Below are 16544 nucleotides of genomic sequence, written 5' to 3' on the forward strand. Positions count from 1 at the left end.
TCATCGACGCTGGGAACTGTGCAATGCCGGAAACGACGTGTCAATCAAATTGTATAATCTGCGTATAATTTAATTCATGATACGTGTATAATATGGCATATTGGAGCTGCCCTGAAAGCAAAAACCGGAGCGGCAAGCCGCTCCGGCTGGTTGGTGAAGGTGCGTCTGGATCGGATCGAGCCGCATTGCAGGCATTCCGGGCAGGCATTCCGGCCTGCGCCGCTCGAAAGTTAAATCGTTACTGCGACCTACGGTAAATATCGTTGCGTGTTTGCGGCACCGGCGAAAGGCCGCGCCTGCGTTTTGAGGCGAGTGTCTGGTTGATCTGTACGGTGCCGCGTTCAAAAGCCAGCGCACAGCCGGAGAGATAAAGCAGCCAGAGGCGTGCTTTCTGATACCCCACTTCTGCGACGGCCCGGTCGAAATTGGCATTGAGACGCTCTGCCCACAAGCGGCAGGTCTGGCCATAATGCTCGCGCAGATTTTCGACGTCATGCACTTCGAAACCGTGACCTTCGAGATTTTCGATGGTCATTCCGAGGTGATCAAGCTCGCCGCCGGGAAAAATATACTTCACAAGCGCAAGATGTTCGGCGCTTTTGCGCTTGAAAGCTTTTTTGTTTTTCTTCATCCGGCGCGTGATGGCATGATGCATATAAAGGCCGCCCGGCCGCAGCAATCGCCTGACGGATTCGAAATAAATATCGTAATTGGCGTTGCCGACATGTTCGAACATGCCGATGGATGAGATCTTGTCGAATTCCCCTTCAAGCTCCGTATAGGATTTGACATGTATGGTGATCTTGTCTTCCAGCCCGGCGTCCTTGATGCGTTGCCTTGCCAGCTCGGTTTGCGCTTCCGATAATGAGACGCCCGTTCCGGTGACGCCATAATTCTGTGCGGCATAGATGAGGAAAGCGCCCCAGCCGCAGCCAATGTCGAGCAGCCGGTCTCCCGGCTCAAGGCGTAATTTCCGGCAAATCAGTTCAAGCTTGTCTTTCTGCGCCTGATCGATGCTGTTGGCCCAGTCGGTGAAATAGCCGCAGGTGTAAACCATGCGTTCGTCCAGAAAGAGCTGATAAAACGCATTGGAAACATCGTAATGGTGGGTGATCGCTTCCTTGTTTGATCCGCTTGCGAAAGGGGATTTGCCCGCGCCATCGAAATCCGCTTGTCGCTTTCTGGAAAAAAGCAGCGATGGAACATCCTTCAAAAGCTGCCACTTGGGCAAAGCCCTGATCCGCTCCTTGAGATGACCATCGATCTTCCGGCTGGCAAGATCGAAGATAGTGCCATTTTTGATGTCGATTCGGCCTGATGCCCATATGTCGATGAGAGAATCGTAATTGGGCTTTAACAGCAATTGCCGCACGACCGATGGATCATTGATCAGAAGGACCGGGCCGTCAAAACTCCCGATCCGCGTGCCGTCCCACAGTTCTACGGTAAATTGCGGTCTGATGGTTTCGACCACCATGCGCAGGATGCGTATTACTGCCGGATTCTCTATCGTCATTTGATACCTTTTGAGCAATGATCATCCACGCAGCCTTCTCCCGCAAGGGATAGTTCAGTATGGCCGTGACACTTCCTAATGTGCAAGTGAATTCAGTAATTGCATATATTTCAGCGCGAGAGGGTTCGATGCTCGATTTCAAACGCAGTCTGCGCATCGGTTCAATGATGTTGATTGCGGCCATGACTTTTTCTCGCGCAAGCTTTGCGGGCGTTTGCAATCAGGAGAATGTCGCGGGCGTAAAATATAATTTATGCACTGTCGAACCCGGAAAAGCAGATTTGCGGCTGTTCTGGAAAAATGCCGACGGCAAAGCCTATCGCCATTTTTCAAAGCTCGCCAAGGCTATCGAAGGAGAAGGCGGAAAGCTCGTCTTCGCGCTCAATGCCGGAATGTATCAAACCGACTTCTCGCCCATGGGACTATATATCGAAGATGGGCAGCAGCTTCACGCCGCAGACCTGACGCAGTTTCGAGTGCCATCCGGGCAAGTGCCAAATTTTTACAAGAAGCCGAATGCCGTTTTCTATCTTCATGGCGAACAAGCGGGAATTCTGCCGACAAGCGAATTTATCAAGCGCCGTCTCAAGGCGCGTTACGCGACGCAGTCGGGACCGATGCTGGTCATCGACAACAAGATTAACCCGATCTTTATTGCAGGATCGAAATACCGCACCCGCCGTAGCGGTGTCGGCATTTGCCGCGATGGAAATATTCGTTTCGCCGTCAGCGAGGACAGCGTGAATTTTTATGATTTCGCGCGCTTGTTCCGCGATCATCTGAAATGCCCGGTCGCGCTCTTTCTGGATGGCGGGAGAGGGGCGGGGGTCTTTAGTCCGGAACTGGGGCGTAATGATATATCCTGGCATGGTGGTTATGGCCCGCTCATCGGCCTGATCCAATAGGCGGGCAGGGCCGTTTACATGCAATGCCGGCCCGATCCGGGAAAATTGCAGGGTGGATGTGCGGTCGGCAGGCCGCAAGGGAGCTGGATTGCCGCAATTATCGTGATGACCGGATGCATATGCATGCGGTGTTGGATGCGAGCGGCTCCTCGGCGCAGCCTGACATGTGTTTTAAGCGCCATTTTGTATTTATTGTGCTTGACGTGGGCGGGCAATTGATCCCAAATATGTTAACGTTATCATCAGTCGCATGAAGGTTAAGTTGTTTTCGCAGGAAAGGTTTGCGAATTGGCCGGGAAAAACCTGCTGCCTGCATTCTCGAAATACCGGCTCGAAATACCGGCTCGAAATACCGGCTCGACATACCGGCTCGACATACCGGGCGCTGAATACATGGAATGGTTGCCGGGAGCTCATCCTGCCATCTTTTGGCGATGGGCATTGCAAAGTTGGATGGTAAAAATACACTCGACCCGATTCATCAAGTCTGAGACCGAACTCGTATCGGCATGAAAGCCTGAAATGCAGAAGATGACGATCCCCACCGTGACTCAGGATCCCGTTGCCCGTGTTCCGAGCAGCGAGAGCGAAAAAGCCTCGCTGAGTGGTCCTGAGGTGCGGATCGAAGCGGTCGCAAAGCGCGCCGGTGTCTCGACGATCACCGTCTCGCGCGCGTTGCGCAAGCCGGAGATCGTGGCGGAGGAAACCCGCGCCAGAGTGGAAGAGGCGGTCCGGGTGACGGGGTTCAGCCTTAATCCGCACGCCAGCGCCCTGCGGACGGGGCGCTCAAATATGGTTGCCGTTTTTGTGTCCTCGACGGCCAGCGAACAGTTCCTGTTGGCCGCCGATGCATTTGCCGACGTCATCGAGCCTCTGGGATATGAAGTCGTGGTGGCGCGCACCTCATATTCCTATGAGCGCGAAATCCGCTTGACGCGCAGCCTGTCGCAAATTCGACCGGCAGGCGCCTTCATTACCGGCATGATCGAGCAGGAACTCAATCGTGATCTATTCCGCCGCCTCAACGTGCCAATCGTGGAAAGCTGGGCCTATTGCGACACGCCTATCGATATGCTGGTGGGGGTTTCAAATACGGATGGCGTGGCATCGATGGTGCAATATCTGGCGCAGCGCGGCTATCGCCGCCCGGCCTTTATCGGGCGCGCCTATGGGCGGGGACTTATCCGGCATACGGCCTTCAAGAAGGAATGCGCAAGGCTTGGCCTTCAAACGGCAGGAGATATTCTTGTGCCGACAGTCCGCTCAAAGGAAGACGGCCGCGTCGCCTTCGCGGAGCTTCTGCGCGAAGGGAAGTCCCCCGATGTGGTTTTCTGTGTCAATGACCTTCTTGCCTGCGGTGCTTTGCTCGAAGCGACCGCGCGCGGCTTGAGGGTGCCCGAAGATATAGCCATTACGGGGTTTGGAAACAGCTCATTGATGCAGGAGCTGCCGCCGGGCATCACCACGGTGTCGGTCGATGCGACGGAGTTGGGCCGTCAGGCCGGTAAGATGCTTGCTGCCCGGTTGACCGGAGCCGGTCCTGAAAATGACAGGGTGCTCATGCCCCTTACCTTGATTCAGCGGGGATCGTCCTGAGCATCCGATTTCAAACTGCCCTGTTGGGCTGCCCATCGTTCTTTTCCAAAACCGCTTTTCGCTTCCCGGCTGATGCCGGAGCGAGGCCTTCTTCAAGCAAGGATCGCTGAAAGATAAAACCGAGTTCTCATCTGGCGTTAGAATGTTAACGTTATCACAATCGAAAGATGCAAATCATGAATAAATATGCCGGGATCAATCGGGAAGAAGCAATTTCCCTGTTGTCGAGCTTTATCAGGGTGCCTTCAATCAACCCTGCATTCCGCACCGAAAATGACACTGAATCGACCTATTTCGGCGAAGAAGCGGTTGCGGAAGTGCTCTGCGAGTGGCTGGAAGCAGCCAATATCGATTGCAGCATGGAAGCAGTCGAACCGGGACGGCCAAACCTGCTCGCCCGTGTCAAAGGCCGCAGCGGTGCGAAGAAAATGCTCTGGGAAGGGCATCTGGATACGGTGCAGGTTACCGGCATGGCGGATCCTTTTACACCGCGACTGGAGGGCGACAGGCTTTATGGACGCGGTGCAGTCGATGATGGGGCAAGCGTCGTGGCTTTCATGCTGGCCATGCGTGCGCTCAAGGCTTCGCCGCCGCAGGCGGATGTCGATTTTCTCGCTGCCATGGATGAAGAATTCAGCTTTCGCGGCATAGTGCATCATCTGGCCAGGAAAGATCATTATGATCTGGGCGTGGCCGGGGAGCCGACATCGCTGCGGGTCGTGCGGGCCTGCAAGGGGACCGTGCGCTGGTGGGTGAATGTCGAGGGCAGGAATGCCCATACCGGCAAGCCGGAAGAGGGCATTAACGGCATCACCATCGCGCGCCGTATTCTTGAGCTTTATGATGCTGAAATGCAGCGCCGGGCGAACGTGCATCCGCTGCTGGGCCCGGCAACGCTGACCTGCACGGCGATTGAAGCGGGCGTCGGCCCGAATACGGTTCCCGCAGCGTGCCGTATGCGTTTTGATTACCGCTTCCTGCCATCCGAGCCGGGACTGGAAGTGCATGCCGCGTTCAAAGCCGCGGCGGAAGCCGCCGCATCGGAGTTTCCCGGCGCGACGGTTACGGTGGAAGCGCCTTTCGTGAATTCGTCGGCCATGGATAACCCGGAAACGAGCGAGATCGTGACCCGTATGGGCAGGATTTGCGCTGCTTACGGGGTCGAAGCCGAGTCGATCGGGGTTCCCTATGGCTCGGATGCGACGAAAATGGTGGATATTGGTGGAATTCCGACCATTATCTTCGGACCGGGCAGTATCGATAAGGCGCATGCCCTGGATGAATTTGCGGAAATCGAGCCTATTGTCCAAGCTGCAAAAATGCTTGTCGATCTGGCTCATGATCTGGAAGCGCCGCTATAAGGCGCGTTCCGTTGCCGATGTAAGGGGGGGGCGGTTTCTGTGTCGTTGAAATCACAGAAACCGCCCTTTAAATCATTGTTTTATCAAATTATCTTCTTGCAGGCGCTTTAAATGAAAGTGCCTTATGAGGGCAAGCCGGCGCCGCAAACGGCGACGGTGATTTTCTCTCCCTGCTGCGCCTTGTAGGCGCCCGAGAGAAGGGCTGCGACGGCGGCTGCTCCGGCGGGATCTGCCGCAATGCCCATTTCAAACCAAAGCCATTTTGCGGCTTCGCTCATATGCGCATCTTCGATCAGCACATATTCATCGATCACCTTGCGCGCCTGTGCAAAAAGGGCATCATCCGTCCGGCGACAGGACATGGTTGGAATTGCGCTCGTGATACGAGGGAGGGTGACAACTTCGCCTGCCGTAGCCGAATCATGCAATGTCGGGGAACCGAACGGCTCAACCACCACGACCTTGATATTGGGATTAAGCGCCTTGAACGCTGTTCCGGCACCGGTCACGAAGCCGCCGCCGCCTGCGGCGATGATGACGGTCTCTGTTTCGGGGCGGTCTTCGAATATTTCAAGCGCGACGGTTCCCTGACCTGCGACTACATAAGGGTCGGCAAAAGGATGCACATAGGTTGCATTGTCCTTTTCGGCCAGATCGCGGGCAAGCGCGTTGCAATGGTCGAAATCAGCGCCGCCGATAACGGTTTTCGCGCCCCATGCCTGCATTTTCACTACTTTTTCTGCGGCAACCGATTCGGGCAGAAAGATCGTTACGGGCACCTTGGCAATGTGGCCGCAGCGCGCCACGGCCAGTCCGTGATTGCCGCCTGAAGCCGCAACCAGCCCGTGCGCGCGCTGCTCGGGCGACAGCGACATGACGCGATTGGCAGCGCCCCGGGCCTTGAACGAGCCGGAAACCTGAAGGCATTCAAGTTTCAACGCCAGTTCACCACCGGTAACAGGCGATTTTAGCTGATCGGCGGCGAGAAGGGGTGTCCGCCGCACATAAGGCTTGATCCGCTGTGCCGCGGCGCGGATATCGTCCAAAGAAATCATTATGGTCTGCTCCCAACTAACAAAATTTTGCACTGCGCTCATGATTCTACTTGACGTCGTTGAGCGATTAGGCCCACATTATGTTAACGTTATCATCAGCGGTGTGAAAGCATTATTTGCGCGAAGAGCTGAATGAGACGCGGATGGAGGAGTGAGGAATGACAAACGCATGGCGAAGAATTTGATAAACGGCGAAATCCGTGGATTTCCATCTGATCATGCCGCTGTTTGCGTCGCCGATATTGCGAGCGTCGGTATCGATCCGCGTGACGGTTCCGCGCAATTGCCGCTGCTGACATTCGACCGTTCGGCGTGGGAGCAAAACTGCACGGCCATGTTCTCCTACCTGCATGCGGTTGGCGCCAGAATCGCGCCCCATGCAAAGACGCCGATGTCGCCCGAGCTGGCGCGTGATCTGCTGGAGCGTGGCGCCGTGGCGTTGACGGTTGCCGATATTCGTCAGGCGGCAGTCATGCTGGGGCATGGTTTCGACCGCCTCATTCTGGCCAATCAGATTGGCGGTCGGGCAAGCGGCGCCCGGTTGGGGCGGCTTCTCGCGCAGCACCCTGCGGCGCAGGTCATTCTTTATGTCGACAGCCTCGCTGCACTGGCGACGGCAGCCGAGGTTGCCGCGACCGCTGGACGGCGGATCGATTTTCTCATCGAAGTCGGCGGAGGCCGTGCGGGCGCGCGCGATCGCGCCACAGTTTTGGCCATCTTGGAAAAGCTTGCGGATTATCCTGATCTGCGTGCCGTCGGCATTGCTGCCTATGAAGGCGCGTCGGCGAGCGGCGATCTGGTGATGACGCGAAAGGCGATTGCTGAACTTCATGCTTTCGCTGCTGAGGCTTTCGCGCAATTGCGCGCATTGCAGCCGGAAGATCGCCTTATGCTTTCTTCGGGCGGGTCGAGCTTTTTCGATCTGGTGATCGAAGATCTCGGGCCAACGGTGAGTGCGGACGGCAATGCCGATCTGGTCCTGCGTTCGGGCGCAATCTTTTTCTACGATCACGGCGTTTATGCGCGAGGGCTTGCAAATCTTGATCAACGCGGCGGCTTTGCGCCTGCGGGGATAGGGCCGGCGCGCGAGGCGTTCAGGCCGGCTCTGCTTGCCTATGCCGAGGTTCTCTCAAGGCCGGAACCGGGTCTTGCCATTTGCGGCATGGGCATGAGGGACGTTTCCTTTGACCAGGGCCTGCCCGTGCCCGTGTCGCGTTATCGTGACGGCAACGCCCTGCCGGTTCCCGAAGGGGCCGAGGTGGTCAAGCTCAACGATCAACATGCCTTCCTCAGGCTTTCTGCGGATGCAGATGTCGAGGTTGGCGATATTTTTGGTTTTGGCATATCGCATCCATGCACTGCTCTTGACCGCTGGTCCTGGTTGTTCGTGACCGGGCCCGGGGGCAAGGTGGTCGATGCTTTGCCGATGCATTTCGGATAGGCTTATGGCTTCTTTGAATTTCCGCCCCTTATGGCGCTATGAGGACACCTTCATCGAAGGCATCTTCGTGACATTGAAGCTTGCGCTCATGGCGGGTGCGGCAGGGCTGCTGATCGGCCTTGTTTGCGCGCTTTTGCTGGGGCGCGGCAATCGCTATGTCACTTTTCTGATCCGGGCCTATATTGAGGTGATCCGCAATACGCCCCCGGTCCTGCAGATATTCATCATCTTCTTCATCATGCCGCAGATCGGGCTGCGCCTGCCGCCCTTCGAGGCATCGGTGGTGGCGCTGACGCTTTATTTTGCGGCTTTTGTCGCGGAAATTGTGCGCTCGGGTCTCAATTCGATTCCCAAGGCGCAGATAGAAGCGGGCCATTGCCTCGGGTTGACGAGCCTGCAGGTGTTCGTCCACGTCGTGCTCCTGCCTGCCTTGCGCAATATCTATCCCTCGCTCACCAGCCAGTTCATCCTGCTGCTGCTGGGAACATCGATCGCGTCGTTCATTTCGACCGAGGAATTGTTCCACACTGCCGCTTATGTCGACAGCCGTACCTTCCGGAGCTTCGAAGTCTATGCCTTGATTTCGGGCATCTACGTCGCGATGGTCATGGCTTTTCGTCTGCTCTTTTTCGTCATCGGAAAGCTGGCTTTCCGCTGGCCCATAGCACGCTGAGGAGAGAACAATGCGTCCTCTGGGTTTAATCGATCTCATCTCTCTGGCAGTCGCCTTCCAGTATACCGTTCTGCTGGTCATATTGGCCCTGATAATCGGCGGGCCGCTTGCGCTGGGCTTTGCCATGATGCGCGTGTCGCGATTTGCGCCGCTGCGCTGGTTCTCGGCTCTGGTGCTTCAGGTCATGCAGGGCGTGCCACTGCTGGCGCTGCTCATGTTCGTCTATTTCGGATTGCCGGTCTTTCTGGGCGTGCGCCTTCCGCCGCTTCTTGCGGTAACGGCGGCCTTCACGGTCTATACGGCGGTGTTCCTCGGCGAAATCTGGCGCGGCGGTATCGAAGCCGTCAAAAAGACCCAATGGGAAGCCGCAGCCTGTCTGGGGCTGAGCTCGTGGCAGCAATTCGCCTATATTATCGCACCACAGGCGCTCAAGGTCGCACTTCCGGCCAGTGTCGGTTTTCTGGTGCAGCTGATCAAGGGAACGTCGCTTGCAGCCGTCGTCGGCTTCATCGAGCTGACGCGCGCCGGGCAGTTGTCCGCCGCAGCCACGCTGCAACCGCTTCCTGTCTATATCACCATCGCAGCGATTTATTTCGCTATCTGTTCCCCGCTGACGTTTTTGTCGCGTAAACTGGAGACACGTCTGCATGGCGCTCGTTGAGATCAAGAACCTGCGCAAATCCTTTGGCACTCTCGAAGTGCTCAAGGATGTATCGCTCATCGTCGAAAAGGGCGATATAGTCGCCCTCATAGGCCGCTCAGGCTCAGGTAAATCCACATTGCTGCGCTGCATCAACGGGCTTGAAGAAACCCAGGGCGGTACGATTACCGTCGCCGGGCAGCCAATCAGCGCCAAGATGTCGGGCCTGCGCGAATATCGCCAGCGCGTCGGCATCGTGTTCCAGCAGTTCAACCTGTTTCCGCATATGAACGTGCTGAAGAATGTGACGCTGGCGCCGATCCTGACGGGCAAGGTGTCCAAGCCGGAGGCACGCGCGCTGGCCGAAGCCTGTCTGGCCAAGGTCGGGCTTCTTGAAAAGATCGAGGCCTGGCCGGAGCAGCTTTCCGGCGGGCAGCAGCAGCGTGTGGCTATCGCCCGCTGCCTCGCAATGGCGCCCGAGCTGATGCTCTTTGACGAGGTCACTTCGGCGCTCGATCCCGAGCTGGTGGGTGAAGTGCTCAAGGTCATGGAGGACATGGCGCGTCAGGGCATGACCATGGTGCTCGTCACGCATGAAATGGCCTTCGCCCGCAATGTGGCAAACAAGGTGGTGTTCATGCATCAGGGCCGGATTTGGGAGGAGGGCCATCCCGATCAGGTTTTCGGCAATCCGCAGACGCCGGAATTGCAGGCCTTCATCCGCACTTCGCAAAAGTAACCGTTTAATCTAAAAAGGGAGAACACAATGGGAATTAAAGCTTTCTTGGCTTCAATGGCCGTCGCGGCCACCCTGCTTGTGCCGGCAGCGGCACAGGCGGATAAGTTGCAGGATATTCTCGGCAATGGGAAAATCCGCGTGGGAATTCTGCTCGACGTACCCCCATGGGGCATGACCGATGCGGAAGGCAAGCCTACGGGTCTTGATGTGGAAGTCGCAGAACTTCTGGCGCAGGAACTTTCCGTCGATCTCGAAATCGTTCAGGTTACGGGTACGAACAGAATTCCCAATCTTCTGTCCGACCAGACCGATATTATCATCGCTGCCATGGGAGCGACCTCCGAGCGCGCCCAGCAGATCATGTTTTCCCAGCCCTATACCGCCGTGCAGCTCGGCGTTTTCGGATCGCCCGATATAGGATTCTCGGAAGACGTTTCGGTTCTCGACGGCCATACGATTGCGGTTGCGCGCGGAACCACGCTGGATCTGTGGCTGACCGATAATGTTCCGTCGGGCACCAAGCTTGCACGTTTTGACGACGTGCCGGGGGCGATGGCTGCTTATGTTGCGGGACAGGCAGATATGTTTGCTGAAAACAGCGCCATCATCTCCAACCTGCGCAAGGACCGGCCCGAGATTCAGGTTGCTCCGGTCTTTGAAATCCGTCAGTCGCCAGCGCATGTCGGCGTGACGATGGGCGAGCATAACCTGCTGCAATGGGTGAATACATTCATCTTCGCAAATGTGATGAACGGCAAATTGCCCGCCTTGCAGGAAAAATGGTTTGGAACCAAACGCGGTGCGTTCCCCGCGCTCTAAGCCAGAAGATCGGGCGCTCATTTTGTAAATGGGCGCCCGGTTATCCCGGTCTTGATACGATGTGATCATCGATTCACGGTTCATGCGATTCCGTATATACAAGAACCGCTCCACAGACATATAATCGGACAAGCGACTGTCGGCTTTCACGCCGTGTTCTCTTTTTCGTATGAATTGCTGCGCCAGACATGATAGAATGGCTGCGGCTTCCGCGGCATTTTATACATCACATTCATTTCATTAAAGTTTGGCTTGACGCTTCCGGCTGGAGAGTTGTTATTAGGTCCAATGATCGTTCTTTTACGATCGCCATCAAATTTGAGCATTGGCAAGCAAAGCTCATTTGCGACGGACACGGAATGTCTGTCGCATCAGCGATGCTTCATGTGTCCTAAGGAGATACCTATGTCAGACCAAACCAAGCCTCAACTCGCCGCTTCCACGACGGGAGCCGGTGCTCCGGCTCCAAGTGATCGCAATTCCCTGACGATCGGTTCCGACGGCCCCATCGTGCTGCACGACGTTCATTTCCTTGAGCAGATGGCGCATTTTAACCGCGAGAAAGTTCCTGAGCGCCAGCCTCACGCAAAGGGCGCGGGCGCATTCGGCGTCTTCGAAACCACTGAGGATGTCTCGGCCTATACCAAGGCAGCACTGTTCCAGAAGGGCGCTTCCACGGAAATGCTGGCGCGTTTCTCGACGGTTGCCGGTGAAATGGGCAGCCCCGATACCTGGCGCGACGTGCGCGGCTTCTCGCTTAAATTCTATACCAGCGAAGGCAATTACGATCTGGTCGGCAACAATACGCCGATCTTCTTCGTGCGCGATCCGATGAAGTTCCCGCATTTCATCCGCAGCCAGAAGCGTCTGCCCGATTCAGGTCTGCGCGACAACCATATGCAGTGGGATTTCTGGACGAACAATCCTGAAAGCGCGCATCAGGTCACCTATCTGATGGGCGAACGCGGTTTGCCCCGCACCTGGCGCCACATGAACGGCTATGGTTCGCATACCTATATGTGGATCAATGAAGCCGGCGAGAAATTCTGGGTCAAGTATCACTTCCATACCGAACAGGGCATGAAATTCTTCAGCAATGAAGAAGCTGCCAACATGGCCGGTGCGGATGCGGATTTCCATCGCCGTGATCTGTTCGACGCCATCGAGCGTGGCGAGCATCCAAGCTGGATACTTTCGGTGCAGATCATGCCTTATGCGGAAGCCAAGGCTTACCGTTTCAATCCGTTCGATCTCACCAAGACCTGGCCGCACAAGGATTATCCGCTGATCCGGGTTGGCAAGATGACGCTCAACCGTAATCCGGAGAACTTCTTCGCGCAGATCGAACAGGCGGCCTTCTCGCCCGGCAATACGGTCCCCGGCATCGGCTTGTCGCCTGACAAGATGCTGCTTGGCCGTGCTTTTGCCTATAATGACGCCCAGCGCAACCGCATCGGCACCAACTTCCATCAATTGCCGGTGAACCAGCCCAAGGTGCCTGTAAACACCTATATGTTCGATGGTCATATGACCTATCACCATACCGGCAATGCTCCGGTCTATGCGCCAAACAGCCATGGCCGCCCGTGGGCGGATGAAACCGGGCCGGTTGCGGATGGATGGGAAGCGGATGGCGAGATGGTCCGCAGCGCCTATGTATTGCGCAGCGATGACGACGATTTTGGTCAGCCCGGCGCTCTGGTGCGCGAAGTATTCAACGATGCGCAGCGTGCGGCATTGGTTGATACGGTCGCAGGCAGCCTGCTTGGCGGTGTGCGTGAGCCGGTATTGAGCAACGCCATTCAATATTGGAAGAATGTCGACGCCGACGTTGGCCAGCGCATTGAAGACAAGGTCCGTGCGGGCAGCGCACCCAAGCCTGCCGAAGGCATGGGCGAAGGCTGATAACAGGGTTTCCCGCGCAGGCGCTTATAGCGGCTGCTTGCGCGGGAGCGCGTTTCTATCTTGAATGGGGCGATGTAGTCCCGTTAAAGCGGTTCCTGTTTAAACGGGAACCGCTTTTAATTTTTATTTTATGCATTTTTTGCACAATGATCTTATGGCTTTCTGAGAGTCTTCAGAAAGGTTCGCACCGCTTTTTTTCCTTCCGTTGGAAGATCGAAAGCATGCATGGAAAGCAGCCATTCCCAGGACATGCCTTTCATCAACCAGCGAAATGCCGTTGCGGCAGAGTGAACCGACCAGGCAGGATCGAGGATTCTTTGTGCCTCGGCGCGTTCCAGGACAGCGGTCAGAATGCCGATCTGCTCGTCTTCGAGGGCAGCTTTGGCGGCCTGTATTTCTGCGAAATCATCCGCAAGATTGTTACGAAGCAGGATTGTCAGCAAACGCTGGTGCTGCTCGTCGGCAACAAGCGCATCCAGCCAGTTGCATGAGATTTTTTCGAGAAAGGATAGCGCGTCTGCTTCCGCGCTATCCAATGCGTCCAGATCGATAATGGTTTGTTGAGGCTGGCGGACCTTGTCGAACAATTCCAGAAAAATATCGGTCTTGTTCTGGAAGTGCCAGTAAATGGCACCTCTGGTCACGCCTGCGGCTTTTGCGATCTCCTCAAGGGTGGTATGAGCCAGCCCCTTTTTGAAGAAAATCAGTTCCGCGCAGCAAAGAATGGCCTCCCGCGTTTCCGCAGCTTCAGCTTTCGTTCGCCGCATTGCTCACTTCCTCTTTATGATTCACCGCCACGGATTCTTCCTTTCCGCGTACAAGCTTCATTATAAAGACAAAGAATACCGGAACGAAATAAACCGCAAAGACCGTTGCCGAAATCATCCCACCCAGAACACCGGTGCCGATGGCGTTCTGGCTTGCGGCGCTTGCGCCGCTTGCGATGGCAAGCGGAACGACACCGAGGCTGAAAGCAAGCGATGTCATCAGGATGGGGCGGAAGCGCAGTTTGCAGGCTTCGACCGTGGCATCGAGAAGCGACATTCCGTCGGCATAGAGATCCTTGGCGAATTCGACGATCAGGATCGCATTTTTCGCCGATAGCCCGATAATCGTGATCATGCCGACCTTGAAATAGACGTCGTTGGGCATGTCGCGCATCATGACGGCGAGAACCGCGCCGATGATGCCGAGCGGAACCACGAGCATGACCGAAAGCGGGATGGACCAGCTTTCATAAAGGGCTGCCAGCAAAAGGAAAATGAACAGGACCGTCAGGCCCATGAGGAAGGGCGCCTGATTGCCGGACTGGATTTCCTGCAGGGACTGGCCGGACCATTCATAGCCGAAGCCGTCCGGCAAGTTGGCGGCGAGCCGTTCCATTTCTGCAATCGCCGCGCCGGAAGAATAACCCGGAGCCGAGTTGCCGCTGATACGGACAGCCGGATAGCCGTTGTAACCGACGACCTGCAATGGCCCCTTGGTCCACTCCACATTGGCAAAGGCGCGCAGCGGCACCATGCCGTTATTTGCATTGGGCACATTGAGTTCGAGAATATCGTCCGCAGACATACGATTGTTCTCATCGGCCTGAATGGTCACGCGCTGCATGCGTCCCGCATTGGGGAAGTCGTTGATATAGGCCGAGCCGAGATTGCCGGAAATCGTCGAATTGATGCTGGCGAAAGTCACGCCGAACGTATTCGCCTTTTCACGGTCGATATTGATAATCAGCTGCGCGCCAGCGGGCATGCCTTCGATGCGCATGCCCGTCAGGACAGGGCTTTGTGCCGCAGCCGCCATGAACTGGTCGGTTGCCAGTGCAAGGGCGGTTTGTCCCGCGCCTGAGCGGTCCTGAAGACGGAAGCTGAAGCCGCCGGCATTGCCAAGGCCCTGAATAGGCGGAGGCGAAAGCGCGAAGGCTATGGCATCGCGGATTTGAAAGAGCTTTCCATTTACCCGCTGCGCCAGCGCCTGCGCCGAATTGTCGGCGTCACGTTCGCTCCAGTCCTTCAGGGTAATGAAGGCGAGGCCCGCATTGTCACCGAAACCGGAGAAGCTGAACCCATTGATAAGGGTGCGGTTGTCGACGGCGGGTTCCTCAGCGAAGATTTGATCCACTTCTTCCATGACCGCGTCGGTCCGGTTCGTGCTCGATTCCGCCGGGGTTTGCATATCGACGATGATAAAGCCCTGATCTTCGTTCGGCAGGAAGGAGGAGGGCAAGCCCATGAAGAGATAGGCCAGACCGCCGACGAGCACGACATAGATCAACATGAAGCGGCCTGCGCGACGTACAACCCAGTCGACGCCATTGGAGTATTTTCTGGTGCCTGCCTCGAAACGGCGGTTGAACCAGCCGAAGAACCCCTTCTTCTCGTGGTGTCCGGGAGCGATCGGCTTGAGGAAGCTTGCGCATAGCGCCGGGGTAAGCGACAGCGCCAGAAAACCGGAGAACAGGATGGAGACGACCATCGTCAGGCTGAACTGCTGATAGATAATGCCAACAGCGCCGGGGAAGAAGGCCATGGGGATGAAGACGGCGGTCAGCACCAGAGTGATGCCGACGATCGCACCGGAAATCTGCCCCATCGCCTTGCGGGTCGCGTCGCGCGGCGAGAGACCTTCCTCGGCCATGATGCGCTCGACATTTTCCACCACGACAATCGCGTCGTCGACCAGAATGCCGATGGCGAGCACCATGGCAAACATCGTGAGCACGTTGATGGAGAAGCCGCTGGCATACATGACCGCGCAGGTTCCCAGCAAGGCGACCGGAACCACCAGCGACGGGATGATCGTGTAGCGGAAATTCTGAAGGAAGATGAACATCACCACGAACACGAGAAGCATGGCTTCGATGAGCGTGTGAATGACCTTCTCGATGGAAACCGCGACGAAAGGCGAGGTGTCATAAGGAATCTGATATTCCAGACCGGCGGGGAAGAATGTCGCCAGTTCCGCCATTTTCGCGCGCACGGCAGAAGCAGTTTCCATTGCATTGCCCGATGGGGAAAGCTGGATACCGATGGCGGCGGCGGGCTTGCCGTTGATTCTTGTCGAGAAGTTGTAGGTTTCCGCACCCACTTCGATGCGCGCTACGTCGCGCAGGCGCACGGAAGAACCATCCGGGTTGGCGCGCAGCACGATCGCTCCGAATTCCTCGGGCGATGTGAGCTGGCCCTTCACCAGTACGGTTGCCGATATTTGCTGGTTGATCGGGTTGGGGCGCGCGCCGATACGGCCAGCCGCCACCTGCGCGTTCTGCGAGGCAATCGCGTTGCTGATGTCGGCGGCAGAAAGATTAAGCCCCACCATCTTGTCGGGGTCGATCCAGATGCGCATGGCGCGCTGGCTTGCGAAAACCTGCGCGCGGCCGACGCCGTCAATACGCTGGATTTCGCCCAGAACGTTACGATTGAGATAGTCGCCCAGCCCAACGGCGTCGAGATTGCCGTCCTCGGAGATCAGCGCGACCATCATCAGGAAGCTGCTGCCGGCCTCCTGAACCTGAACGCCCTGCTGCTTGACGACTTGCGGCAGGCGCGCTTCCACGCGGCGCACGGCATTCTGCACGTCAATGGATGCCTTGGCGGAATCCGTCCCCGGTTCGAAGGTTGCGTTGATCTGGACCAGACCGGTGGCATTTGAAGTCGATTCAAAATAGATCAGGCCGTCGACGCTGTTGAGTTCCTGCTCGATCGGCGAGGTGACGCTCTGATAGACATCCTCGGGAGATGCGCCCGCATAGGTCGTATAGATCGATATTTGCGGCGGCGCCACGTTTGGATATTGCGCGACAGGAAGCATCGGGATTGCGAGAACTCCGGCAATCATGATGAAAATCGCTACGACCCAGGCAAAGATCGGCCTGGTGATAAAAAACTGTGCCAT

At 56.6% G+C, this 16544-nt stretch carries 13 protein-coding genes; 9 read left to right on the forward strand and 4 right to left on the reverse strand.

The genetic code is table 11. The annotated features are described in order from the left end of the window. Positions 1–238: 238 nt before the first annotated feature. The gene (locus tag DKP76_RS05330) at positions 239–1516 is read right to left on the reverse strand and encodes an SAM-dependent methyltransferase (protein WP_109705416.1); all 1278 of its coding nucleotides are present in this window, start codon (positions 1514–1516) and stop codon (positions 239–241) included. Positions 1517–1644: 128 nt separating this feature from the next. On the opposite strand from DKP76_RS05330, the gene DKP76_RS05335 reads away from it, so the two are divergent. From DKP76_RS05335 to DKP76_RS05345, 3 genes are all read left to right on the forward strand, one after another. After that, positions 1645–2421: a phosphodiester glycosidase family protein gene (locus DKP76_RS05335; protein WP_109705848.1), complete on the forward strand. Its 777-nt coding sequence runs from the start codon at positions 1645–1647 to the stop codon at positions 2419–2421. A gap of 522 nt (positions 2422–2943) precedes the next feature. Further along, on the forward strand, positions 2944–4017 hold the full coding sequence (locus DKP76_RS05340; protein ID WP_109705417.1) for a LacI family DNA-binding transcriptional regulator: 1074 nt from the start codon (positions 2944–2946) through the stop codon (positions 4015–4017). Positions 4018–4193: 176 nt separating this feature from the next. After that, positions 4194–5378 (forward strand): M20 family metallopeptidase, encoded by a 1185-nt coding sequence (locus DKP76_RS05345; RefSeq protein WP_158279417.1) that lies wholly within the window; start codon positions 4194–4196, stop codon positions 5376–5378. 122 nt (positions 5379–5500) lie between these two features. Here DKP76_RS05345 and DKP76_RS05350 read toward each other — a convergent pair whose 3' ends face one another. Next, complete coding sequence (locus tag DKP76_RS05350) at positions 5501–6433, reverse strand: threonine ammonia-lyase (RefSeq protein WP_109705419.1); 933 nt, start codon at positions 6431–6433, stop codon at positions 5501–5503. A gap of 169 nt (positions 6434–6602) precedes the next feature. Here DKP76_RS05350 and DKP76_RS05355 point away from each other — a divergent pair, with 169 nt between their 5' ends. The 6 genes from DKP76_RS05355 to DKP76_RS05380 all read left to right on the forward strand — a co-directional run bounded on the left by DKP76_RS05355 (position 6603) and on the right by DKP76_RS05380 (position 12650). Then, entirely contained in the window at positions 6603–7874 is a 1272-nt protein-coding gene (locus tag DKP76_RS05355) for an alanine racemase (protein ID WP_109705420.1), read from the forward strand. Between the two features lie 4 nt (positions 7875–7878). Then, entirely contained in the window at positions 7879–8547 is a 669-nt protein-coding gene (locus tag DKP76_RS05360) for an amino acid ABC transporter permease (RefSeq protein WP_109705421.1), read from the forward strand. A gap of 10 nt (positions 8548–8557) precedes the next feature. Next, positions 8558–9208, forward strand: coding sequence for an amino acid ABC transporter permease (locus DKP76_RS05365; protein WP_109705422.1), 651 nt, complete (start codon positions 8558–8560; stop codon positions 9206–9208). After that, positions 9195–9926 (forward strand): amino acid ABC transporter ATP-binding protein, encoded by a 732-nt coding sequence (locus tag DKP76_RS05370; RefSeq protein WP_109705423.1) that lies wholly within the window; start codon positions 9195–9197, stop codon positions 9924–9926. The genes DKP76_RS05365 and DKP76_RS05370 overlap by 14 nt, the downstream gene beginning before the upstream one ends. A gap of 27 nt (positions 9927–9953) precedes the next feature. After that, the gene (locus tag DKP76_RS05375) at positions 9954–10745 is read left to right on the forward strand and encodes a transporter substrate-binding domain-containing protein (protein ID WP_109705424.1); all 792 of its coding nucleotides are present in this window, start codon (positions 9954–9956) and stop codon (positions 10743–10745) included. A 405-nt stretch (positions 10746–11150) separates the two neighbouring features. Next, positions 11151–12650 (forward strand): catalase, encoded by a 1500-nt coding sequence (locus tag DKP76_RS05380; RefSeq protein ID WP_109705425.1) that lies wholly within the window; start codon positions 11151–11153, stop codon positions 12648–12650. Between the two features lie 152 nt (positions 12651–12802). Here DKP76_RS05380 and DKP76_RS05385 read toward each other — a convergent pair whose 3' ends face one another. Both DKP76_RS05385 and DKP76_RS05390 read right to left on the reverse strand, forming a co-directional pair. After that, positions 12803–13417 carry a TetR family transcriptional regulator gene (locus DKP76_RS05385; RefSeq protein WP_109705426.1) on the reverse strand — a complete coding sequence of 205 codons (615 nt, stop codon included), beginning with the start codon at positions 13415–13417 and terminating at the stop codon, positions 12803–12805. After that, the gene (locus tag DKP76_RS05390) at positions 13398–16544 is read right to left on the reverse strand and encodes an efflux RND transporter permease subunit (RefSeq protein ID WP_109705427.1); all 3147 of its coding nucleotides are present in this window, start codon (positions 16542–16544) and stop codon (positions 13398–13400) included. Before DKP76_RS05390 ends, DKP76_RS05385 begins: the two co-directional genes overlap by 20 nt.

The sequence above is a fragment of the Falsochrobactrum shanghaiense genome, assembly GCF_003149535.1.
Taxonomy (GTDB): Bacteria; Pseudomonadota; Alphaproteobacteria; order Rhizobiales; family Rhizobiaceae; genus Brucella; species Brucella shanghaiense.

What these genes read in the sequence shown, in the direction of transcription:
- DKP76_RS05330 (WP_109705416.1), bottom strand. Translation starts at nt 1,516, where the DNA reads ATGACGATAGAGAATCCGGCAGTAATACGCATCCTGCGCATGGTGGTC.
- DKP76_RS05335 (WP_109705848.1), top strand. Translation starts at nt 1,645, where the DNA reads ATGCTCGATTTCAAACGCAGTCTGCGCATCGGTTCAATGATGTTGATT.
- DKP76_RS05340 (WP_109705417.1), top strand. Translation starts at nt 2,944, where the DNA reads ATGCAGAAGATGACGATCCCCACCGTGACTCAGGATCCCGTTGCCCGT.
- DKP76_RS05345 (WP_158279417.1), top strand. Translation starts at nt 4,194, where the DNA reads ATGAATAAATATGCCGGGATCAATCGGGAAGAAGCAATTTCCCTGTTG.
- DKP76_RS05350 (WP_109705419.1), bottom strand. Translation starts at nt 6,433, where the DNA reads ATGATTTCTTTGGACGATATCCGCGCCGCGGCACAGCGGATCAAGCCT.
- DKP76_RS05355 (WP_109705420.1), top strand. Translation starts at nt 6,603, where the DNA reads ATGGCGAAGAATTTGATAAACGGCGAAATCCGTGGATTTCCATCTGAT.
- DKP76_RS05360 (WP_109705421.1), top strand. Translation starts at nt 7,879, where the DNA reads ATGGCTTCTTTGAATTTCCGCCCCTTATGGCGCTATGAGGACACCTTC.
- DKP76_RS05365 (WP_109705422.1), top strand. Translation starts at nt 8,558, where the DNA reads ATGCGTCCTCTGGGTTTAATCGATCTCATCTCTCTGGCAGTCGCCTTC.
- DKP76_RS05370 (WP_109705423.1), top strand. Translation starts at nt 9,195, where the DNA reads ATGGCGCTCGTTGAGATCAAGAACCTGCGCAAATCCTTTGGCACTCTC.
- DKP76_RS05375 (WP_109705424.1), top strand. Translation starts at nt 9,954, where the DNA reads ATGGGAATTAAAGCTTTCTTGGCTTCAATGGCCGTCGCGGCCACCCTG.
- DKP76_RS05380 (WP_109705425.1), top strand. Translation starts at nt 11,151, where the DNA reads ATGTCAGACCAAACCAAGCCTCAACTCGCCGCTTCCACGACGGGAGCC.
- DKP76_RS05385 (WP_109705426.1), bottom strand. Translation starts at nt 13,417, where the DNA reads ATGCGGCGAACGAAAGCTGAAGCTGCGGAAACGCGGGAGGCCATTCTT.
- DKP76_RS05390 (WP_109705427.1), bottom strand. Translation starts at nt 16,544, where the DNA reads ATGGCACAGTTTTTTATCACCAGGCCGATCTTTGCCTGGGTCGTAGCG.